Source organism: Pseudooceanicola sp. (assembly GCF_041987405.1).
Lineage (GTDB): Bacteria > Pseudomonadota > Alphaproteobacteria > Rhodobacterales > Rhodobacteraceae > Pseudooceanicola.
The window spans coordinates 190,284-210,575 of record NZ_JBHIWR010000003.1 but is presented as its reverse complement, the minus strand read 5'-3'; the positions used below and the strand labels follow the sequence as shown (position 1 = coordinate 210,575).

Sequence of the window (20,292 nt, the reverse complement as noted above, 5' to 3'; positions counted from 1 at the left end):
TCAAACCAGCAGGGCGGCGGCGAAAAACGGCAGAGGCAGCAGGCCGGCGTCGCGGTTGGACCGGAATAGCTGCAACAGACGGTCATTGTCGTCGATATCGAGACGACGCAGCTGCCAGGCCATGTGCCAGCCGAAAGCCCAGGGTCCGGCCAGCGCCAGAACCAGCGCCAGGGGGTTGGCGCCGGGCAGCATGGCCCCCAGCACGGTGATTCCCATGAGCGAAACGGCCACGATCAGGAACCGGCGAAGCCAGCGGGGGGTGTCCTCTGCAAAGAGGCGGGCGGTCGATTTCACCCCGATCAGCGCGTCGTCCTCCTTGTCCTGATGCGCGTAGATCGTGTCATAGAAGAGTGTCCAACCGATCCCGGCAACATAGAGAACCAGCGGCTGCCAGGAGAGCGACCCGGTATGCGCCGTCCAGGCCAGCAGCGCGCCCCAGTTGAAGGCGAGGCCGAGAAAGATCTGCGGCCACCAGGTGAAGCGTTTGGCAAAGGGATAGATCGCGACCGGGGCAAGCGAGAGGACGCCAAGCACGATGGCAGCCGTGTTGAAGGTCAGCAGGATGGCAAAGGCGATCAGCGCCTGTGCAGCCATCCAGGCAAGGGCCTGCCGCGTCGTGACCTGGCCGGAAGGGATGGGGCGCGAGCGGGTGCGCTCCACCGAGCCGTCGATCTTGCGATCAGTAATGTCATTCCAGGTGCAGCCCGCACCCCGCATCAGCCAGGCCCCCACGCCGCAGCCCGCCGCGATCCACAGGTCGCCCGGCGTCGGCCTGCCATCATGCAGGATCGCCAGCATCAGCCCCCACCAACAGGGCAGCAGCAGCAACCACGTGCCGATCGGCCGGTCCGCCCGGCTGAGCCGCAGGTAGGGACGGGTCCAGGCCGGGGCCAGCCGGTCCACCCAGTTGCCCTTGACCGCGTCGGAAACCTGCCCCTCTGGTGTCGGCGTGGCTTGGGACATATGTAGGCCTCATGGATCGTGCGAAAGTCAGGCTCTATGTAGATCACCCATTGGGGGCGGGGCAAACCGTTCCTCTGGATCGTGATCAGGCCAACTATCTCTTTAACGTGATGCGGATGGGGCCGGGCGATGCCGTGGCGCTGTTCAACGGGCATGCGGGGGAGTGGCGGGCCGAGGTTGTCACGGGCAACAAGCGCAACGGCGTGCTGGCTTGTGTCGGGCAGAGCGCGCCGCAGATGGACCCTCCGGACCTCTGGCTGATCTTCGCCCCGATCAAGAAGGCGCGCACGGATTTCATCGTCGAAAAGGCGGCAGAGATGGGCGCGCGGCGGATCGTCCCGGTGCTGACGGAGTTTACCAATTCCGAACGGGTGCGGGTCGACCGGCTGCAGGCGCATTGCGTCGAGGCGGCGGAACAATGCGGCGGAACCTATGTGCCGGAGGTGGCGGAGCCGCTGCGGCTGGAGGCCTTGCTGCGCGACTGGCCGGAGGAGCGGCAGCTGATGTTCTGTGACGAGGCGCTGGTTGGCGGGTCGGCGGGGCTGCCCGATGCGGGCGGACCCTGGGCGATCCTCATCGGGCCGGAGGGGGGCTTTTCCGAAGGCGAGAGGGCGCGGTTGCGTGGCCTGCCGTTCGCGCATCCCGTATCGCTTGGCCCCCGGATCCTGCGGGCCGATACGGCGGCAGTCGCGGCGATGACCCTGTGGCAGAACGCCCTGGGCGATTGGCACTAGGATGGCGCTGGTGCGGCCGGAATTGCGCGCCTGGGCCGGGCGCTGGCACGAGGCGCTGATCGGCGCGGGCATCGGCGCGCTCGGGCTGTTCTGGGCGCTCACCTCTTTCGGGCTGTTGTCCTGGATAGGCTGGGGCTTGGTGGCCCTCTCTCCGGTGATGATCATCGCCGGGGTGCAGCGCGGGCGGTTCCGCACCGGCTCCGGCGGGCCGGGGGTGGTGCGCGTCGACGAGGGGCAGGTGGCCTATTTCGGTCCCCTGACCGGTGGCGCCGTGGCGCTGACCGAATTGTCCCGCCTGTCACTGGACGCGCAAAGCGTGCCGCCGGTGTGGGTCCTTGAACAACCGGGCCAGCCGGAACTGGCGGTGCCGCTGACGGCGGAGGGGGCGGATGCGCTCTTTGATGTCTTTGCGGCCTTGCCCGGGATCCGCACCGACCGGATGCTGGAGGAGATGCGCCGCGCCTCCGCGCCACACAGGGTCGTGATCTGGGAGAAAACCCGGGAACACATGCGCCTGCATTGACACCCCCGGGAAATCCGACCATCCCTGTCGGACAAGACAAAGCCCGGAGGCCGCTGACATGTCCATTCCCCAGTCCGGAGGCGGCCCGATCGAGCGCCCCGAGCAGCTGACAGAATACCTGGAAAGCGGCTGCAAACCCAAGCAGGACTGGCGCATCGGGACGGAGCACGAGAAGTTCGGCTATTGCAAGGACACGCTGAAACCGATCCCCTATGAGGGCGAACGGTCGGTCCTGGCGGTGCTGGAAGGGCTGCGCGACGGCCATGGCTGGGACCCGCTGGAGGAAGGCGGCAAGCTGATCGGCCTGACCAAGGACGGGGCGAATGTTTCTCTTGAACCGGGCGGGCAGCTGGAGCTCTCGGGCGCGCCGCTGGAGACGATCCACCAGACCTGCGACGAGGTGAACCAGCATCTGGAGGATGTGAAGGACATCGCCGACAAGGTCGGTGTCGGGTTCATCGGCCTCGGTGCCGCGCCGATCTGGACGCATGAGGATATGCCCCTCATGCCCAAGGGGCGCTACAAACTGATGGATGACTACATGGGCCGGGTCGGCACCATGGGCCGCGTGATGATGCGGCGGACCTGCACGGTGCAGGTGAACCTCGATTTCGCGTCAGAGGCGGACATGGTGCAGAAGATGCGCGTCGCCGTGGCTTTGCAGCCGGTGGCCAATGCGCTCTTCGCCAATTCGCCCTTCTTCGAGGGCAAGCCGAACGGGGTCAAAAGCTATCGCAACTATGTCTGGCGCAATCTCGACAATGCGCGGACAGGGATGGTGCCGTTTGTGTTCGACGAGGGCTTCGGTTTCGAGAACTGGGTCGACTATGCGCTCGATGTGCCGATGTATTTTGTCTACCGCGACGGCAAGTATATCGACGCGCTCGGTCAGAGTTTTCGGGACTTTCTGAAAGGTGAGTTGCCGGCATTGCCGGGCGAGGTGCCGACCCTGTCGGACTGGGCGGATCACCTGACGACGCTGTTCCCCGAGGCGCGGATGAAGAAGTTCATCGAGATGCGCGGCGCGGATGGGGGGCCGTGGCGGCGGCTTTGTGCGCTGCCGGCCTTCTGGGTCGGGCTGACCTATGATCAGACCGCGCTGGATGCCGCTTGGGATCTGGTAAAGGACTGGACGGAAGAGCAGCGCGCGGCGCTTCATGTGGAAGCGGGCGAGCATGGGCTTCAGGCCAAGGTCGCGGGGCTGGACATGCACGACATCGCGCGCGAGGTGGTGGCGATTGCCGAGGCCGGGCTGAAGGCGCGGGCCCGGCCCGGGGCGGGCGGTCTGGTGCCGGACGAGACGCATTTCCTGAACGCTCTGAAGGAAAGCGTGGAGACAGGGATGGTGCCGGCGGATGAGCTGCTGGAGAAGTACCACGGCGACTGGCAGGGCGATCTGACCCGCATCTACCCGGAATTCTCCTACTGATCCTCAGCTCTCGGGCGCGGGTTTCTTCTTCTTTTTCTTCTTCTTGGGCTTGGGCGCCTCTGGCTCCCCCGGGGCGGCGGGCGTCAGCAGGTCCGCGATTTTCGCCCCCGTTTTCAACAGGGTCAGCTGAAGCGCGCGGGGCAGGGTGGCGATGCTGTCATACCAGCGATCCAGCTGCTGCATTGCCTCGACCGTTTCGGCGATCCGGGCCTTGACCTCCGCCGGGGTGTCGTCGCCCTCGGCGCTGCCCTGAATGTCCCGCAGGGCGGTGAGGGTCGGGGCGAATTCGCGTTCGCGACGCGCGGCGATGACCGCTTCGACCAGGTCGAAGATGTCGCCGAGAGAGGTGTAATATTCGCTTCGGTCGCCGAGCTGCCGGGAGGTCCGGATCAGGTTCCAGGCGCCGAGTTCCTTCAGCCCGGTGGAGATATTGGAGCGTGCGAGGTTCAGCGTCGTGGCGATCTGTTCGGCCGTCAGCGGATCAGGCGACAGATGGAGGAGAGCGTGGATCTGGGCGACGGAGCGGTTCAACCCCCATTTCGATCCCATGTCCCCCCAATGCAGGACAAAGGCCTGCATGGATGGCGTGAGTTGCATGGCGCCGCCTCCTTTCTGAGAATTCAGAAAGTAGCATAGGGTTCCGATTTGATCAATTTGTGACGCCCGGCGGCGTCGCGGCTACTTGCGGCCGATCTTGGGTTCTTCGCCGGCCAGCAGCCGCTCGATGTTGGGGCGGTGGCGGATGAAGATCAGCGTTGCCAGGGCCAGCGTCATCGCAATCGCCTGCGGCAGGCCCAGCACGCCCGCCCAGACCGAAGAGAGGAGCGCCGCCATCAGCGCCGAGAGGGAGGAGATGCGCGTGATCGCTGCCGTGACAGCCCAGGTGGCACAGGCGGCCAAGCCAAGCGGGAAGAAATAGGCCAGCAGCAAGCCGAGGAAGGTCGCAACCCCCTTGCCCCCCTTGAATTTCAGCCAGATCGGAAAACAGTGACCGAGGAAAGCCGCCACGCCGGCGATCTGCACCGCATCCTCCGTCGCCAGGGCCCGCGCGATCAGCACCGCCGCCGCGCCCTTGCCGCTGTCGAGGATCAGGGTCAGGGCGGCCGCGGTCTTGTTCCCGGTCCGCAGGACGTTTGTCGCCCCGATATTGCCCGATCCGACCTGCCGCAGGTCGCCCAGCCCGAAGAGGCGGGCGATGACGATGCCGAAGGGGACGGAGCCAAGCAGATAGCCCGTTACCGCCCAGAGCAGCAGCGCGAGGGGCGTGGTGACAATCTCGGGGATCATGGGGCCTCTCCGTAAACCTGTTTGCCACCGACCCAGGTGGCCCTGACCCGGCCCTGCATCCGCGCCTCGTCAAAGGGGGTGTTCTTGGATTTCGACAGGAGCGTGAAGCGGTCCATGATGAAAGGCGCGTCCGGGTCGAAGAGGATCAGATCTGCGGGTGCGCCGACAGACAGCCGACCGGAGGGCAGGCCGAGCCGTTTCGCCGGGTTCAGCGACAGGGCGCGGAACAGCTGCGGCAGGGTCAGATCGCCGGAATGGTAGAGGCGCATCGCGGCGGGAAGCAGGGTTTGCAAGCCGACCGCCCCGCTGGCGGCGGCCTCATAAGGCAGGCGCTTGCTTTCCTCGTCCTGCGGCGTGTGCATGGAACAGATGATGTCGATCAGGCCGGAGGCCACGGCCTCCACCACGGCCATGCGGTCATCCTCGTGACGCAGGGGCGGCTTGACCTTGAAGAAGGTGCGGTAGTTCGCAACGTCCAGCTCGTTCAACGTCAGGTGATGGATCGACACGCCTGCGGTGATGTCCAACCCGTTCTTCTTGGCGCGTTCCAGTGCGGGCAGGGCGCGGGCGGTGGTGATCTGATCAACGTGATAGGCCGCGCCGGTCATCTCCAGCAGGGCGATGTCGCGGTCCAGGCCCATCCGCTCGGCCATCGGGCTGACAGAGGGCAACCCGCGCAGCGAGGCGAACTTTCCTGAGGTCGCGCAGGCCCCGGCGGACAGGCCCGGCTCCTGCACATGACCGACGACCAGCGCGCCCCGGGTGCGGGCATAGGTCAGGGCGCGGGACAGGACCTTGGTGCTTTTGATCACGCGGTCGCCGTCCGAAAAGGCCACGGCGCCGGCATCCATGAGAAACCCGATCTCGGTCATCTCGCCGCCTGCGCGGTCCTTCGTCAGCGCGGCCATGGGCAGGACGCGGACCGGCGCGGCCTCGCGCGCGCGGCGGGCGACAAACTCCAGCGTTTCGGGGTTGTCGATGGTGGGTGTGGTGTCGGCGCGGGTGACCATGGTGGTGACTCCGCCCGCCGCCGCCGCCTGACCGGCAGAGCCGAAGCTTTCCTTGTGGCGCTCGCCGGGTTCGCAGACCTTCACGCCGATATCGACGATGCCGGGCGCGAGGCAGAGACCGCCGCAATCGACACCCGGGCCGGACCCCTCATGGCGGGCAGTGATCACCCCGTCCTCGACCGTCAGCCCGCCGCGCGTTTCCTCGCCGCTTTCCGGGTCGATAAGGCGCAGGTTGGTGAGGGTGAAGGCGGTCATAGGACGGCTCCGACAACGACGGTCAGAAGGATGAGCAGAAGGACACCCGCGATGATCCAGGGGATGGATTTGCGGCGCCGTGGTTCCGGCTTCGGTGCGGGCGCGGGGGGCGGGGGCACGCTGCCCCTGGCGGCGGCGCTGTCCAGCGGTTCCATCGTGCTGGCGGCGGCGGTCATCTGCCAGGTGCCGATATGGGTCAGCGGTGGCTGCGGTGTCAGGGTCACCCCCGCGCCGTCAAAGGCCGCGCCCTTCACGATGACGACCGATCCGGTCAGTGCGTCGATGCGGGTGCGGTCCCGGGCGATGAGGCCCTCGTCCACGCCGATCCCCTCGGTCAGGAACCCGGCCAGCCCGATGCCAACCAGATCGTCGATCACCGCGCCCTCGACCTGGGTTTCATCCAGCGTCTCGACGCCAAGCGCGGAGCGCAGGGGGAATGCGCCACTGTCGGGGTCGGCGGTGACAAAGGTCCAGAGGTCATCCTCGGGCAGATCGACGGTGAAAAGGTGGATCGTTTCGCGGTCGCCGGATGTCAGGGTCATTGCGCGGCCTCCTCCATGGCTTCGGCGGCCCGTCTCTCGTCCCGGACCTGACACATCAGGCGATGGACCTCGTCGCCCTCGGTGATCCGTTCAAAACCGATCGGGATTTTGCGCGTCCCGTTCTTGGTCTGCCGGAAATCATTGGCGAAGTGGATCGTGGCCTGCGCGCCGTCGTGATAGGTGATTTCGGTATCCCCGTGGATCGGCCAGGATTTCAGCTTGCGCCCCGCCATCGGCAGATCGGTGGCGATGAAGGCGCGGCGGTTGGTCAGGGTGTACCAGGTGTGCCGCCGCCGCCACGGGGGGTAGAGAAAGGCCCCGAAGGCCAGCCCTACACCGACCGAGAAATGGATCAGGCCGAAGGTCCAGAAATAGCCGCCCGCGGTGGAAGCCAGCAGCATCCAGACCGCAGCGAACCCCGCGAAGAGAAGGCCGAATGCCGCCGCCCCCGCCTGGGCCACGCCGAACTGAAAGCTGGGATCGGGGCGGCCCTGCCAGAGAATGGTTTCCGACGGCATCAGGATGCCATCCCAGCCCTCGCCGGTGTGGGTATGCAAACGGCCGCTCACGCCGCGACCTTTCCGCTGTCGGGCGCGGCCTGGGCGCGGCAGCGGTTCAGGCGGGTGGCCAGCCAGGCCGGGCTGCCCAGGGCCAGGATGCGGTGCTCCCGGTCCGGGGTGCGGACGGTCAGGGAATGCGCCCCGACATCAAAGCCGGAAATTTCTTCGAGCGGGATCTCCCGATCCGGCGCGATCAATAGGCGGCGGTCGGTCAGGCAATAGTCGATGCGGCGGCGGACCAGCAGGTGCAGCAGGGTGTTGAGGGTGCCGAAGGTCACGACAAACAGCGCCAGCCCGGCCAGCGGCACGCCGCCGGTCGCCGCCCAGGCCAGCAGGGCAAAGAGCGCGAGTCCCCCGGCACCGGTCAGCGCCGCACCGCGCAGGATCGCGCGCGGGCCATTTGCGCGGCGGGCGACGATCTGTTCGTCGGGATCAGGGCGGATCATGCGGCCCTCCGTGCGCGCAGGTTGCGGGCCAGCAGGTCCATCGCGGCCATGCGGACGGCGACGCCCATCTCCACCTGCTCCTGGATGACGGAGCGGTTGATGTCGTCAGCCAGGGTGCCGTCGATCTCCACCCCGCGGTTCATCGGGCCGGGATGCATGACGATGGCGTCGGGCTTCGCGTGGGAGAGCTTCTCCGCATCCAGCCCGTAGAGGTGGTAATATTCGCGCTCTGACGGGATGAAACCGCCGTCCATCCGCTCCTTCTGAAGGCGCAGCATCATGACGACGTCCACATCCCGCAGACCCTCGGTCATGTCCTCGTAGACCTCGCAGCCCAGTTCATCCATGCCCGAGGGCATCAGCGTCGGCGGGCCGACAAGGCGCACCCGGTTCTCCATCTTGCCGAGCAGGATGATATTGGACCGGGCCACGCGACTATGGGCGATGTCGCCGCAGATCGCGATCGACAGGCGGTGCAACCGCCCTTTCTTGCGGCGGATGGTCAGGGCGTCCAGCAGGGCCTGGGTGGGATGTTCGTGCCGCCCGTCGCCGGCGTTCAGCACGGCGCAGTTGACCTTCTGGCTCAGCAGATCGACCGCGCCGGATTGCGGGTGACGGACGACCAGCAGATCGGGCTGCATGGCGTTCAGCGTCATCGCGGTGTCGATCAGCGTCTCGCCCTTCTTCACCGAAGAGGTCGACATGCCCATGTTCATCACATCCGCGCCAAGCCGCATGCCCGCCAGTTCGAAACTGGCCTGGGTGCGGGTCGAGTTCTCGAAGAACATGTTGATCTGGGTCAGGCCGCGCAGGGCGTCGGAATGCTTGTCCGCGCTGCGCGAGAGGGCGACGTACTCGTCGGCCAAATCGAGAATTTCCGAGATCTCGTCGGGCGCCAGCGGTTCGATGCCAAGCAGGTGGTCCTGTCTGAAGCCCATGATCCCCTCATCCGGTTGCGTCGCTTATAGAAATCCTGTGCGCGTGTCACAAGGGCGATACCGGTCCCGGTCACTGGCGTCGTCCCCGGGGTTGTCCCGGGGCCTCCTTCGGTCCACGCGCCCGGCGGCCGGAGATCCTCGGGTCAAGCCCGAGGATGACGCCGCGCGGGCGGGATCAGCTGCGGAAGACGCCTTCGTAGATCGGCTCCATCGTCTGCGTCTCGAAAAGAGAGGAGACCGAGGTGCCGTTCCAGATATTTAGGATCGCCTGGGCAAAAAGCGGGGCCGTCGGCAGCACGCGGATGCGGTCGCACTCGGCAACCGGCTGCGGCGCGGCGATCGTGTCGGTGATGACCAGGTTCTTCAGGACGGAGCCTGAAATCCGCTCCACCGCCGGGCCGGACAGGACGCCGTGGGTGATATAGGCATGCACTTCCTTGGCGCCGTATTCCATCAGCAGTTCCGCCGCCTTGCACAGCGTGCCGGCCGTGTCGCACATGTCGTCGATCATGATGGCGATCTTGTCCTTCACGTCGCCGATCACGGTCATTTCCGCCACTTCGCCCGGCTTTTCACGGCGCTTGTCGACAATGGACAGGGGCGCGTCGATCCGTTTGGCCAGTTCGCGGGCGCGGGCCACGCCGCCGACGTCGGGCGAGACGACCATGATCTCGTCCATGCGGCCCTTGAACTTCTCCTTGATGTCGAGGGCGAAGATCGGGCTGGCGTAGAGGTTGTCGACCGGGATGTCGAAGAAGCCCTGGATCTGCGCGGCGTGCAGATCCATCGTCAGCACGCGGGAAATTCCGCTTTCGACCAGCATGTTGGCGACCAGCTTGGCCGTGATGGGCGTGCGGGGCTTGGTGCGGCGGTCCTGGCGGGCGTAACCGAAATAGGGGATCACTGCGGTCACCCGGCTGGCCGAGGACCGGCGCAGCGCATCGGCCATGATCAGCAGCTCCATCAGGTTGTCGTTCGCCGGGTTCGAGGTCGACTGGATGATGAACATGTCCTCGCCGCGGACGTTCTCGAAAACCTCGACGAAAATCTCGCCGTCGTTGAAGCGTTCGACCCTGGCGTCGACCAGACCGAGGTTCACCCCCCGATGGATCGACATGCGCCGGGTGATCGCCGAGGCGAGCGGTAGATTGGAATTCCCGGCGATGAGCTTGGGTTCGACGACGTTCGGCATGGCGGCTCCGGAGGTTCTGGCAGCAAAGGCGGAGTGACAGATTCGTGACGTTGAACCCCGCTTACCACCCCGCTAGGGTCTTGCCAAACCGGCGGGGAGGATAAGATGCCGCATATAGACTATTATTTCGTGTCGATCTCTCCTTGGACCTATCTGGCGGGCAACCGGCTGGAGGAGATCGCGGACAAACACGCCGCGACCATCACCTACAAACCCTGCGACATGAACCGCGTGTTCAAATCCACCGGCGGGCTGCCCCTGGCCGAACGGCCGCAGGCGCGGACGGATTACCGGATGCAGGAATTGATCCGCTGGCGCGCGCGGCTGAAGATGCCGCTGAACCTGCAGCCGACCCATTTCCCGACCAATCCCGCACCTGCCTCCTATGCCATCATCGCGGCGCAAAGCGCCGGGGGCGGGGATATCGGCGGGCTGGTGCAGTCGGTGCTCCGGGCCTGCTGGGCCGAGGAGAGGGACGTTGCCGACGAGGGTGTGATTCGCGACTGCCTGTCCGCCAATGGCTTCGATCCCGATCTGGCCAGCAGCGGCATGCTGACCGGGGCGATGACCTACGAGTCCAATACCGAGGAGGCGATTGCCGTCGGGGCCTTCGGCGCGCCCTTCTACGTCGTCGACGATGTGGAGAAATTCTGGGGTCAGGACCGGCTGGACATGCTGGATCTTTACCTCTCGGGGGCGCTTTCGTGACATCAAGCATATACGCGGGCCGTGAGACCGCACTCAGAACCTGGCCCGGCGGGCCCGGGCGGGCGCTGATGGTGCATTGCTCCATGGCGCATTCCGGGGCGTGGAAGGGCGTGGCCGCGCATCTGACGGCGACCCATGAATGTCGCGCCTTCGACCTGCCGGGCCATGGGCGCAGCGCCCCTTGGGATGGCGCGGGGGTCTATCAGGACCTCGTCTGCCAGCAGATGCGCGAGATGATCGCGGAATGGGAGGCGCCGGTCGATCTTATCGGTCATTCCTTCGGCGCGACCGCCTGTCTGCGCATCGCCGCCACCGCGCCGGAGCTGGTCCGCCGCCTGGTGATGGTGGAGCCGGTCTTCTTCACCGCCGCCCTGCAGGCCGATCCTGAGTTCGCCGCACGTCTGAAATCCCAACCCAATCCGGTGCAGGAGGGGTTCCGGACAGGCGACTACCGGGCCGCGGCCCGGGCCTTTCTGGCCGATTGGGGCAATGGCCAGCCGTGGGAGGAGATGAGTGAAGCGCAGCAGGATCTCTTCACAGAACAGATGAAACTGGTGGAGGCGGTCGGCGTCACCAACAACGGCGATCCCGAGGGGATCCTGGCCAAGGGCCTGGTGGCGCGATTGAAGGCACCCACGCTGATGGTGGACGGGGGAGACAGCCCGGAGGCCAGCCACCGCATCGTCCTGGCGCTGGACGCGCTGATCCCCGATGCGCGTTTTGTCACCGTGCCCGGTGCGGGGCATATGGTGTCGATCACCCATGCAGATGTGGTCGGGCCGGTCGTGGCGGAGTTTCTGTCGGACGTGTAGGACGGCTCATGTCCCGGGCCTGCCCCGGGACCGCTTGCCATTGGGTTCGTCCCAGTGCGACCGCGCGCCCTCTGCCATGTGATCTCGGCGCGGGGGCCGGGACGTGTCAGGTGGTCGGCGGACCCAGAAACCGGTCGATCTCGGCCTCTGGCAGGGATCAGACGGTGCTGAAGCGGGTCGGGTGTGCCCCTGGCGCCGGGCCACTGCCGCGCCAACAACCATGTCCCGGGCTTGCCCCGGGACCGCTTGCCATTGCAGCCACCCCAGTCCGACCGCGCGCCCTCTGCCGCGAGGTCCCGGCGCGGGGGCCGGGACGTGTCAGGTGGTCAGCAGGCTCAGAAACCGGTCGATCTCCGCTTCGGGCAGCGACCAGTCGGTGACAAACCGGGTCAGCAGCGGCTCCTCCGGATCGCCCTTGTCGAGGTTTCCGGTCCAGACATTGAACACGGCACCTTCCGCCTTCAGCCGTTGCAGCACCGCACGCGGCAGCGTGACGAAGGCGATATTGACCGCGGGCTCATAGGCGAACCGCGCACCCGGCACCTGACGCAGCCCCTCGGCCAGGCGCGCCATGTTGGCGTTGGCCGACCGGGCGTTCGACAGCCAGAGGTCGTCGCGCAGATAGGCGGCCATCTGGGCGGAGAGGTAGCGGTGTTTGGAGAACAGCTGTGCCCCGCGCTTGCGGCGCAGCTCGAATTCCCAGGCCTTGGCCGGATCGAACAGCACCACGGCCTCGACCCCCATGCAGCCGTTCTTGGTGCCGCCGAAGGACAGGACGTCGACCCCGGCGCGCCAGGTCATCTCCGCCGGGGTGCAATTCGCGGTGACCAGCGCATTGGCAAAACGTGCACCGTCCATCTGGACCGGCAGGCCATAGTCGCGCGCCACGGAACAGAGCGCCGCGACCTCCGCCACCGAATAGGTCTGGCCGAACTCGGTCGCCTGGGTCAGCGAGACCGGGCCGCGCTGCGGACCGTGGACGCCGCGGACCTCCTCGCCCTCGATGGCGTCGTGCAGGGCCTCCGGCGTGATCTTGTCCTCCTGGCCAACGAGGGTCAGCTTGGCGCCGCCGGTGTAGAACTCAGGCGCATTGCATTCATCGACATGGATATGGGCGTTCGGGGAACAGAACACAGTATGCGTCGGCGGGCAGAGCGTGGCGAGCCCCAGACAGTTGGCGGCTGTTCCGGTGGCGACCAGATAGACCGCGGCCTCGGGCGCTTCGAAGATCTCGCGCAGGCGGGTGCGGACCTCCTCCATCAGGGGGTCGGCGCCGTAGGGGGTGGCGTAGCCGGTATTGGCCTCGGCCAGGGCCTGCATGATTTGCGGATGGGCGGGGCCGGTATTGTCGGAGCCAAAGAACATCAGATGGGTTCCTCGATTATGTGATCTTCCCAGTCGTCGTCGGCGACGTCGAATTCGCTATAGGTCATGCCCCGGACCGAGACACCGGCGCGGTGCACCGTTTCCGCCGTGCCGGAGATCAGCGGGTGCCAGTCATGGAGCGGCCGCCCCTCGTGGAGCAGGCGATAGGCGCAGGTCTGCGGCAGCCAGTACATGTGATCCTGGATGGTCTTGGGATCCAGGGTAATGCATTCCGGCACGAACTGATGCCGGATCGGGTATTGCGCGCAGCGGCAGGTTGCATCGTCCAGCAGGCGGCAGGCGACGCGGGTCAGGGCGACCTCGCCGGTGTCCTCGTCCTCCAGCTTGTTCAGGCAGCACTTGCCACAGCCATCGCAAAGCGCCTCCCATTCCCGGTCGGTCATCTTTGTCAGCGGGGTGGTTTCCCAGTAGCGCGGGCGCAGGCCGGTCCGGTCGATCGGATCCTCGGTCATGGCCTCTCCAGGATCGTGCGGGCCTGGGCGCAGTCGGCGTCCATCTGGGCGATCAGCGCGTCGAGGCTGTCGAACTTCGCCTCCGGGCGGAGGTAATCGACCAGCCCGACCGAGATGACCTCGCCATAGAGGTCGCCGGTGAAATCGAAAATGAATGTTTCGAGGTTCGGCGTCTCGCCATCGAACTGCGGACGCAGACCGAGGGAGGCCGCGCCGCGATAGCTGCCCCTGTGCGGCCCGGTCAGCACGTCGATCAGCACCGCATAGACGCCGAATTTCGGCTGATGCAGCCCCGCTATGGACATATTGGCCGTCGGATAGCCAAGGTCGCGGCCGCGCTGGTCACCGCGCACCACCGGGCCTTCGATCCGGTGCCAGTGGCCCAGCATGGCGGCGGCGTCGCGCGGGCGGCCCTCGGTCAGCGCCTCGCGGATCGCGGTGGAGGAGACCTCTTCGGTGCCCTCCTGAACCAGATCGGCGATGGTGACGCCAAAGCCATGGTCCGCCCCGAACGCGCGCAGGCTGTCCGGCGTGCCCGCCCGTTTCGCGCCGAAATGGAAATCTGCGCCGACGGTGACATGGGTGACCCCAAGGCCCTGGACCAGCACGCGGGTGACAAATTCTTCGGGCGTCAGCGCGGCGAGGGCGGGGTTAAAGGTCAGCTCGTAAAGGATGTCGACGCCGATCTTTTCCAGCCGATGTGCCCGGGCGGCGGCGCCGGTCAGGCGGAACGCGGGGGCGTCGGGGGCAAAGAGCTCTCGCGGGTGCGGCTCGAAGGTCATCACGCCGAGGGGGGCGTTCAAGCGGTCGGCCTCGGCCCGGGCGATGTCGATCACCGCGCGGTGGCCGATATGCACCCCGTCGAAGTTGCCGATGGCGATGGAGGCGCCCTTATCGGCCCCGGTGGTGAACTGGTAGTCGCGCACGATCTTCATGGCGAAGGGGTAGCCCCGGGGCGGGGCAGGCGCAAGGGGATGCGAAACGCGAAACGGCCCGCCATGGGGCGGGCCGTCCGTGCAATTCCGCGGGGTCGGGTCAGTCGAACTTGCGCGACGGGGCGAGGACCGTGGCTTCGCCGATCAGAACCTTCTTGCCGTCGACCTTGCAGCGACAGTCCAGCTGCACGCGGCGCTTGGCGTGGTCGATGCCGATGACCTCCACCTCGGCCAGAACCATGTCGCCGGGGCGCACGGGGGCGAGGAATTTCAGCGTTTGCCCCATGTAGACCGTGCCATGGCCGGGCAGCTGTTCACCGATCACGGCCGAGATCAGCCCGGCGGTCAGCATCCCGTGGGCGATGCGCCCCTCAAAGATCGTGTCGCGGGCGTAATCGTCGTCCAGATGCACCGGGTTATGGTCGGTGGAGACCTGGGCGAACATCTCGATATCCTCGTCGGTCACGACTTTGCGCAGGTGGCGCGTCATGCCCATTTCAATGTCTTCGATACAGATCGTACCGCGCGGGAAGTTGTCCAACATTCTCTCCACCCCTGATCGGCTGAGTAATTTTCTGACGGGCAATCGCCCGCGTTGGCAACTTTATTACTTCGCAAGCGCAGAAAATCAAGAGCGGAGTTGTTTCACCGCAGGAAGCCGATAGCATAGGTGGGCGCGGACTTTTCCTTTTCCAGATAAGCCTTTAGCGCCGCTTCATCTGGCCGATCCGCGGTTTTCGTTTCCATTGCGGCCAGCCCGCCCGTGATGAACAGGCTGTCGATATCCTCTCCGAGGGCGCCCAGAACGTCGGTGGCGATTCCATCGCCGATCGCCAGGATTCCCTCGGTCGGCACGTTCTTTCCGGTCGCGGCCAGGCGACGGCGGGCAAGGTCGTAGATCGGCGGATGCGGCTTGCCGAAGTAGAGGCTTTCGCCGCCCATCTCCGTATACAGCTGCGCCACCGCGCCGGCACACCATTCGCGCCGCTCGCCCCGGTCGACGACGATGTCGGGATTGGCGCAAAGCAGCTTCAACCCGCGTGTCTTGGCATGCAACAGCTGCGGGCGCAGCGTGGCGGGATCGGCAAGGGGATCGAAGGGGCCCGTGCAGATGATCCCCTCGGCCTCGTCCAGGGGGACGGTAGTGATGTCGATCGGGTTGTCCTGGATCTGCAACGGGTGGAGGAAGACGGTTTCCTCGTCAGGCTGGCCGATGAAGAAGACCTTTTCGCCAACCGCCCCGTCATAGGCCGCCGCCCGGGCGCTGTCGCCGGAGGTGGCGATCGTGTCCCAGGCCTCACGGGGGACGCCGAAGCCGTCCAGCTGTGTCTCGACCGATCCGCGGGGGCGGGGGGAGTTGGTGACCAGCACCACCGTGCCGCCGCGTTCGCGATAGGCGATGAGGGCGGCGCAGGCCTCGGGAAAGGCGGTGACCCCATTGTGGACGCAGCCCCAGAGATCGACGAAGAGCGCGTCGTATCGGGCTGAGATGTCGGCGAGGGACTGGATGATCTGGGTCACTGGGGGTGTCCTTCCGGTTTGTCTGGCGACTTCTTGCACCAATTCCCGGCGAGGGTGAAGGTTCCTCTCTACGGCGAAGGGTATCTGTGGTTCAGGCGGGGACTCCGGGTGTCATCATTATCAGAATTTTGCGAGTCTTCTGAATCGGATAGGTCGGAAATGTGATGTGAAGATTCAGGATTCCTCACATTCCGCATCAAACGACCTCCGGCGGGATTTTCGGGATAGCGATGCCCGGCTGTCACCCGTCCGCGGCGGCTTCGATGGCCGCGATATCCAGTTTTCCGTGCTGGGTCAGCATGTATTCCGACGCGCGCCGCGCACGGTCGCGGTCCGGATCATCCAGCAATTCGTACAGACGCTTCGGCACCACCTGCCAGGAGAAGCCGAACTTGTCCTTGCACCAGCCGCACATGCTTTCGCTGCCGCCTTCGGTCAGCCGGTTCCAGATCTCGTCCACCTCGGCCTGATCTTCGCAGGCGAGCGCGAAGGAGATCACCTCGCTGAATGGGAAATGCGGGCCGCCATTGATGCCGGTCCAGCTTTGTCCCTGAAGGGTGAAGGAGACGACCATGGCGTCGCATTCCTGATTGGACGGCGTGTCGGACAATGCGCGCACGATGTTGTCGATCCGGCTGTCGGGGATGATCGAACACCAGAAGGTAATGGCCTCTTCGGCATTCATGTCGAACCAAAGGGTAGGGGTCATTTTGGGCATGGTCGGCTCCTCTCAGTGGGTGCGGGGAATAGCAGGCGGACATATGCAATCAGGTGATCAAGGCTGTCACGGGCGGTCGCCGGGTCGTTCCAGGCTTTGGCCATGACAAAAGCGCCCTGGATAACCGCCTGAAAATGCAGCGCAAGTCCGGACGGGGTCACGGGAGACGACGGCGGGTAGAGTGCGATCGCGGCGGCGATGTCCTCCTCCAGGGTCTCGGCGTGGCCGGAGATGCCCGCGCGGCAGGCGTCGCGCAGCGCGGGGGCCGCATATGCTTCCTGGACGGTGGTGCCGAGGTAACAGGTGAACCCGGCGATGTCGCCTTCGACGATGGCCTTGCGAAAGTCGAGATAGGCGAGGACACGGTCCAGAGGGTCTGCGGGCGCGTGATACGGCGCGGTTTCAAATAGGTCGCCGGTGGTTGCCGACCAGTGTTCCGCGGCCGCGATGCCGAGCGCCTCTTTTGTCGGAAAATGGTGGAAAAACGCGCCCTTGGTGACACCGGCCCGGCGGCACAAATCCTCGACGGACGTGGCCGCGAACCCGCTTTCGCGCACCGCGTCGATGGCGACATTCAGCAAAAGGGTGCGGGCGCGCGGCTGTGGTGGCAAGGGGATTCTCCTTAATTCCATCGTTAAATACCAATTGGTATGTAACGGGTCAATTCTTGTCGGACGCGCAACGAAAAACCGCCCGGATTGCTCCGGGCGGTTCGTGTCGGTCTCGAATTTCTCTGGTCCGGGATCAGACCTTGAGGCTCGGGATGATCTGCTTCTTGCGCGACATGATGCCGGGCAGGACGACCGTGTCGCCGGACACGGTGGCACCAAAGCTCTTCTCTGCCACGCCCTTGATCAGGTCGTTCGGCACGAACAACGTGGCTTCCTCGTTCAGGATGTCGACGACAAATAGCAGGACCTCGTCCACGCCATCTTCGGCGGCGACGGACTTGAAGCTCTCCATCAGGCTGTCCTTGCGATCCAGCACGATCTTGGGCGCCGTGGTTTCCAGCACAGAGACACGGAATTTCGTGTCGCCAACAGCGTACTCCTTGCTGTCCATGCGGATCAGTTCGGCGTCGGAAAAGGCGGAAACGTCTGATTTTGCTTCGAACATTTCGGACGCATAGGCGGTGAGGTCGATGTTCAGCTCTTTCGCCAGTTGCTCCGCCAGGGCCTTGTCCTGATCGGTCGTGGTGGGCGAGCGGAATTCCAGCGTGTCGGAGAGGATGCAGGACAGCATTGCGCCCTTGATGGTGTCGGGCATCTTCGACGCGTTGTCGCCCATCAGGTTGTACATGATGGTCGCGGTGCAGGCGAGCGGCTTGATCGTGATGTCGATCGGCGCTTTGGTTTCCAACCCGCCGGTCAGCTTGTGGTGGTCGATGATCTGGATGATGTCCGCGTCATTGATCGCCTCGGGCAGTTCGGCGGGGTTGTTGGTGTCGACGATGACGACCTTGTCTCCTGCCGCGACTGTGCTGATGATCTCCGGCTTGTCGAAGCCCCATTTCTTCAGAACGAAGTTCGCCTCGGTGTTCGGCTCGCCCAACAGGACGGGGGTGGCGGGGGTGCCGCGCACTTCGGAGAGGTACCAGGCCCAGATGATCGGGGAGCCGGTGGAGTCGGTGTCGGGCGATTTGTGGCCGAATACCTTGATCGTCATTTTGCGAAATCCTGTCTCAGGGCGTCAATTCGGCGCCCTTATAGGGGCGGGGTGCGGGATTGTCACCTGCCCTCTGCTGCGGTGCGGCATCGGGGTCGGGGCGGCGTCGCTTTTGATTTGCAAGTGAAGTGTCTGCGCTGGCTGCTGTGTCGGGGCGATGACTCGCTTGCGATGTGCTCAACTGCGCGAAGACTCGCCCTGATTGATAGCAGAACGGCTGCTTATATACTGTTTTCGAGTGATTTTTTTAAACTTGTGATTTACAAGTTTATATGGTCAAATTCACTTGCAGAACGAAAGTTTAAGATGGGATGGAGCATCTTGGCAAAGCAAAACAGCGAAAACTGGTTCGGATGTCCGATCCGATTTGCCGCCACGGTGCTGGGTGATGCCTGGGCCCTGCTGATCCTGCGCGATCTGATTTTCAGGGGATCACGACATTTCGGCGATTTTGTGGCGGGGGGCGAGAGGATCTCGACCAACATCCTGACGGACCGGCTGCAGCGGTTGGAGGTCGAGGGGGTCATCACCCGCAGACAGGATCCGGCGCATGCCAAACGGGTGGTCTATGAGTTGACCGAGAAGGGGCGCGATCTGGTGCCCGTCCTGCTGGCGATGGTGGCCTGGTCGCGAAAATGGGACGCACGGCACGAGGTGCCCGATGCCTTTGCCGAGGCGCTGCGGGACCGGCCGGAGGCCTTTGCCGCGGCGATCATGCAATCGCTGGAGCAGGGGCCGTCGTTGGAGGCGTGAAAGGCCGGCCCCGCAGGGCCGACCCTCCTGTCAGGTCAGGCGATATTCCTGATAGATGACGCCGGAGGTGTAGTGTCGGCTTTCTGTCAGGCGTGCGTCAGACAAGGCGCGCCCGCCCTGAGGACCCCATAGGTGGATGCCGCGCCCCAGAATGATCGGATTGATCTTGAGCCGCAGCAGGTCAACTAGGCCCTGCCGGTTCATCCATCCCGCCAGATCTCCGCCACCGCAGAGGTAGACGGGACCCTCCGCCGCCTCCCGAAGGCTGGCGATCTGATCCGGCGAGGTCAGGCTGACCTCGGCCTCCTCCGGCAATCGCAGCCGGGTCGAGAGGATATGACAAGGCATATGCGGATAGGGATTGGCGCCGAGGGGCAGGCCCATGGCGAGCCCGTATTCATACGTCCTGCGGCCCATCAGGGCGCAGCGGTAGGTCTGGAGGCGCGCGAGGTAGTCGGTGACATGGTCGCCCTCTGCGAGGAACTGATCGGTGTTGCCGTTGGAATCGCAGATGAAGCCGTCCGCCGAAATGGCGACGTCATAGATGATGTCATGCATGGAAATGTCCGTATCTGAGGGGTGCCGGGTGCCACTGGGCCCCGGCGGTCAGGATGTGATGCCTGCGGCAATCAGTTGATCATCGTCCCGATCCTTCTGCGAACGCCCCCTCCCTAGCACAGGTGTCGCGGCGGGGAAACAGCGACGCGGGATACGGGGCGCGGACGGGCGCGTCCTCTTGCCCCTTCTGCCGGGATGCCACAGGATTCCCGCATGACGAAACCGCGCGAAACCGACCTCTATCCGCCGATCAAGGCCTATCTTGAAGGGCAGGGGTATGAGGTGAAATCCGAGGTGGCGGGCGCGGATGTGGTCGCCATGCGGAACGACGAAGCCGATCCGCTGATCGTCGAGATGAAGACCGGGATGAACCTGACGCTCGTTCAGCAGGGCGTCGCGCGTCAGGCGCTGACGGATTGGGTCTATCTCGCCGTGCCGACCTTCAAGGGACGCAAGGCGCTGGCCGGGCATGTCGCGTTGTGCCGCAGGCTGGGTCTGGGACTGATGACGGTGCGGCTGCGCGACGGCCATGTGGATGTGCAGTGCGATCCCGGCCCCTATGCGCCGCGCCAGTCCAAGCCGCGTAAGGGGCGGCTTTTGCGGGAGTTTCAGCGCAGGGTGGGCGATCCGAACGCCGGTGGCTCGGTCGGGGTGAAGCTGGTGACGGCCTATCGCCAGGATGCGCTGCGCTGTGCGGCCTATCTGGCGGCGAACGGGCCTGCGCGCGGGGCTGTCGTGGCCCGGGCCGCGCAGGTGCCCACGGCCACGACGATCATGCGCGACGATCACTATGGCTGGTTCGAGCGGGTCGAGCGCGGGGTCTATGGGCTGACGCCAAAGGGGGCAGAGGGGCTGACACTCTACGACGCACCAAAGGCGGCGGAAGTGTCATCGCCCGACTAGGC

At 65.3% G+C, this 20,292-nt stretch carries 25 protein-coding genes; 7 read left to right on the top strand and 18 right to left on the bottom strand.

Annotated features, from left to right (window positions below):
- The gene (gene ubiA / locus ACFC2Y_RS09000) at positions 1-963 is read right to left on the bottom strand and encodes a 4-hydroxybenzoate octaprenyltransferase (RefSeq protein ID WP_375174821.1); all 963 of its coding nucleotides are present in this window, start codon (positions 961-963) and stop codon (positions 1-3) included.
- 11 nt (positions 964-974) lie between these two features.
- Here ubiA and ACFC2Y_RS08995 point away from each other — a divergent pair, with 11 nt between their 5' ends.
- The 3 genes from ACFC2Y_RS08995 to ACFC2Y_RS08985 are packed head-to-tail and all read left to right on the top strand — an operon-like array spanning position 975 to position 3,649.
- Entirely contained in the window at positions 975-1,697 is a 723-nt protein-coding gene (locus tag ACFC2Y_RS08995; RefSeq protein WP_375174822.1) for a 16S rRNA (uracil(1498)-N(3))-methyltransferase, read from the top strand.
- A gap of 1 nt (position 1,698) precedes the next feature.
- Positions 1,699-2,220, top strand: coding sequence for a hypothetical protein (locus ACFC2Y_RS08990; protein WP_375174823.1), 522 nt, complete (start codon positions 1,699-1,701; stop codon positions 2,218-2,220).
- 58 nt (positions 2,221-2,278) lie between these two features.
- Positions 2,279-3,649 (top strand): glutamate--cysteine ligase, encoded by a 1,371-nt coding sequence (locus ACFC2Y_RS08985; RefSeq protein WP_375174824.1) that lies wholly within the window; start codon positions 2,279-2,281, stop codon positions 3,647-3,649.
- Positions 3,650-3,652: 3 nt separating this feature from the next.
- On the opposite strand, the gene ACFC2Y_RS08980 is transcribed toward ACFC2Y_RS08985, so the two are convergent.
- The 8 genes from ACFC2Y_RS08980 to ACFC2Y_RS08945 all read right to left on the bottom strand — a co-directional run bounded on the left by ACFC2Y_RS08980 (position 3,653) and on the right by ACFC2Y_RS08945 (position 9,879).
- Positions 3,653-4,246, bottom strand: coding sequence for a GbsR/MarR family transcriptional regulator (locus ACFC2Y_RS08980; protein WP_375174825.1), 594 nt, complete (start codon positions 4,244-4,246; stop codon positions 3,653-3,655).
- An 81-nt stretch (positions 4,247-4,327) separates the two neighbouring features.
- Positions 4,328-4,936, bottom strand: coding sequence for a glycerol-3-phosphate 1-O-acyltransferase PlsY (gene plsY, locus ACFC2Y_RS08975; protein ID WP_375174826.1), 609 nt, complete (start codon positions 4,934-4,936; stop codon positions 4,328-4,330).
- Positions 4,933-6,201: a dihydroorotase gene (gene pyrC, locus ACFC2Y_RS08970; protein WP_375174827.1), complete on the bottom strand. Its 1,269-nt coding sequence runs from the start codon at positions 6,199-6,201 to the stop codon at positions 4,933-4,935. The genes plsY and pyrC overlap by 4 nt, the downstream gene beginning before the upstream one ends.
- Positions 6,198-6,743, bottom strand: a complete 546-nt coding sequence (locus ACFC2Y_RS08965; RefSeq protein ID WP_375174828.1) for a hypothetical protein — start codon at positions 6,741-6,743, stop codon at positions 6,198-6,200. The genes pyrC and ACFC2Y_RS08965 overlap by 4 nt, the downstream gene beginning before the upstream one ends.
- On the bottom strand, positions 6,740-7,312 hold the full coding sequence (locus ACFC2Y_RS08960) for an aspartate carbamoyltransferase catalytic subunit (protein WP_375174829.1): 573 nt from the start codon (positions 7,310-7,312) through the stop codon (positions 6,740-6,742). Before ACFC2Y_RS08960 ends, ACFC2Y_RS08965 begins: the two co-directional genes overlap by 4 nt.
- Positions 7,309-7,749 (bottom strand): hypothetical protein, encoded by a 441-nt coding sequence (locus tag ACFC2Y_RS08955; RefSeq protein ID WP_375174830.1) that lies wholly within the window; start codon positions 7,747-7,749, stop codon positions 7,309-7,311. The genes ACFC2Y_RS08960 and ACFC2Y_RS08955 overlap by 4 nt, the downstream gene beginning before the upstream one ends.
- Positions 7,746-8,687: an aspartate carbamoyltransferase catalytic subunit gene (locus ACFC2Y_RS08950; RefSeq protein ID WP_375174831.1), complete on the bottom strand. Its 942-nt coding sequence runs from the start codon at positions 8,685-8,687 to the stop codon at positions 7,746-7,748. Before ACFC2Y_RS08950 ends, ACFC2Y_RS08955 begins: the two co-directional genes overlap by 4 nt.
- 175 nt (positions 8,688-8,862) lie before the next feature.
- Entirely contained in the window at positions 8,863-9,879 is a 1,017-nt protein-coding gene (locus ACFC2Y_RS08945) for a ribose-phosphate pyrophosphokinase (RefSeq protein ID WP_375174832.1), read from the bottom strand.
- A 105-nt stretch (positions 9,880-9,984) separates the two neighbouring features.
- On the opposite strand from ACFC2Y_RS08945, the gene ACFC2Y_RS08940 reads away from it, so the two are divergent.
- A complete protein-coding gene (locus tag ACFC2Y_RS08940) occupies positions 9,985-10,587 on the top strand; it encodes a 2-hydroxychromene-2-carboxylate isomerase (protein ID WP_375174833.1) in 603 nt (200 codons plus the stop codon).
- On the top strand, positions 10,584-11,399 hold the full coding sequence (locus tag ACFC2Y_RS08935; protein ID WP_375174834.1) for an alpha/beta fold hydrolase: 816 nt from the start codon (positions 10,584-10,586) through the stop codon (positions 11,397-11,399). Before ACFC2Y_RS08940 ends, ACFC2Y_RS08935 begins: the two co-directional genes overlap by 4 nt.
- Before the next feature lie 318 nt (positions 11,400-11,717).
- Here the strand turns inward: ACFC2Y_RS08935 and ACFC2Y_RS08930 are convergent, their stop codons facing one another.
- The 8 genes from ACFC2Y_RS08930 to ACFC2Y_RS08895 form a co-directional block, all read right to left on the bottom strand.
- A complete protein-coding gene (locus ACFC2Y_RS08930) occupies positions 11,718-12,764 on the bottom strand; it encodes a threonine aldolase family protein (protein WP_375174835.1) in 1,047 nt (348 codons plus the stop codon).
- The gene (locus ACFC2Y_RS08925; protein ID WP_375174836.1) at positions 12,764-13,237 is read right to left on the bottom strand and encodes a YcgN family cysteine cluster protein; all 474 of its coding nucleotides are present in this window, start codon (positions 13,235-13,237) and stop codon (positions 12,764-12,766) included. The genes ACFC2Y_RS08930 and ACFC2Y_RS08925 overlap by 1 nt, the downstream gene beginning before the upstream one ends.
- The gene (locus ACFC2Y_RS08920; protein WP_375174837.1) at positions 13,234-14,172 is read right to left on the bottom strand and encodes a bifunctional riboflavin kinase/FAD synthetase; all 939 of its coding nucleotides are present in this window, start codon (positions 14,170-14,172) and stop codon (positions 13,234-13,236) included. The genes ACFC2Y_RS08925 and ACFC2Y_RS08920 overlap by 4 nt, the downstream gene beginning before the upstream one ends.
- Positions 14,173-14,272: 100 nt before the next feature.
- Complete coding sequence (locus ACFC2Y_RS08915) at positions 14,273-14,716, bottom strand: MaoC family dehydratase (protein ID WP_375174838.1); 444 nt, start codon at positions 14,714-14,716, stop codon at positions 14,273-14,275.
- Positions 14,717-14,817: 101 nt separating this feature from the next.
- Positions 14,818-15,693 carry a TIGR01459 family HAD-type hydrolase gene (locus tag ACFC2Y_RS08910; protein ID WP_375174839.1) on the bottom strand — a complete coding sequence of 292 codons (876 nt, stop codon included), beginning with the start codon at positions 15,691-15,693 and terminating at the stop codon, positions 14,818-14,820.
- Positions 15,694-15,934: 241 nt separating this feature from the next.
- Positions 15,935-16,402 (bottom strand): VOC family protein, encoded by a 468-nt coding sequence (locus ACFC2Y_RS08905; RefSeq protein WP_375174840.1) that lies wholly within the window; start codon positions 16,400-16,402, stop codon positions 15,935-15,937.
- Complete coding sequence (locus ACFC2Y_RS08900; protein WP_375186432.1) at positions 16,399-16,992, bottom strand: TetR/AcrR family transcriptional regulator; 594 nt, start codon at positions 16,990-16,992, stop codon at positions 16,399-16,401. Before ACFC2Y_RS08900 ends, ACFC2Y_RS08905 begins: the two co-directional genes overlap by 4 nt.
- A 163-nt stretch (positions 16,993-17,155) precedes the next feature.
- Entirely contained in the window at positions 17,156-18,076 is a 921-nt protein-coding gene (locus tag ACFC2Y_RS08895; RefSeq protein WP_375174842.1) for a manganese-dependent inorganic pyrophosphatase, read from the bottom strand.
- A 321-nt stretch (positions 18,077-18,397) separates the two neighbouring features.
- On the opposite strand from ACFC2Y_RS08895, the gene ACFC2Y_RS08890 reads away from it, so the two are divergent.
- Entirely contained in the window at positions 18,398-18,829 is a 432-nt protein-coding gene (locus tag ACFC2Y_RS08890; protein WP_375174843.1) for a winged helix-turn-helix transcriptional regulator, read from the top strand.
- A 30-nt stretch (positions 18,830-18,859) separates the two neighbouring features.
- Here ACFC2Y_RS08890 and ACFC2Y_RS08885 read toward each other — a convergent pair whose 3' ends face one another.
- Positions 18,860-19,387: a dihydrofolate reductase family protein gene (locus tag ACFC2Y_RS08885; RefSeq protein ID WP_375174844.1), complete on the bottom strand. Its 528-nt coding sequence runs from the start codon at positions 19,385-19,387 to the stop codon at positions 18,860-18,862.
- 213 nt (positions 19,388-19,600) lie between these two features.
- Between ACFC2Y_RS08885 and ACFC2Y_RS08880 the strand changes: the two genes are divergently transcribed.
- Positions 19,601-20,290, top strand: a complete 690-nt coding sequence (locus ACFC2Y_RS08880; protein ID WP_375174845.1) for a DUF2161 domain-containing phosphodiesterase — start codon at positions 19,601-19,603, stop codon at positions 20,288-20,290.
- The last annotated feature ends 2 nt before the right edge of the window (positions 20,291-20,292 follow it).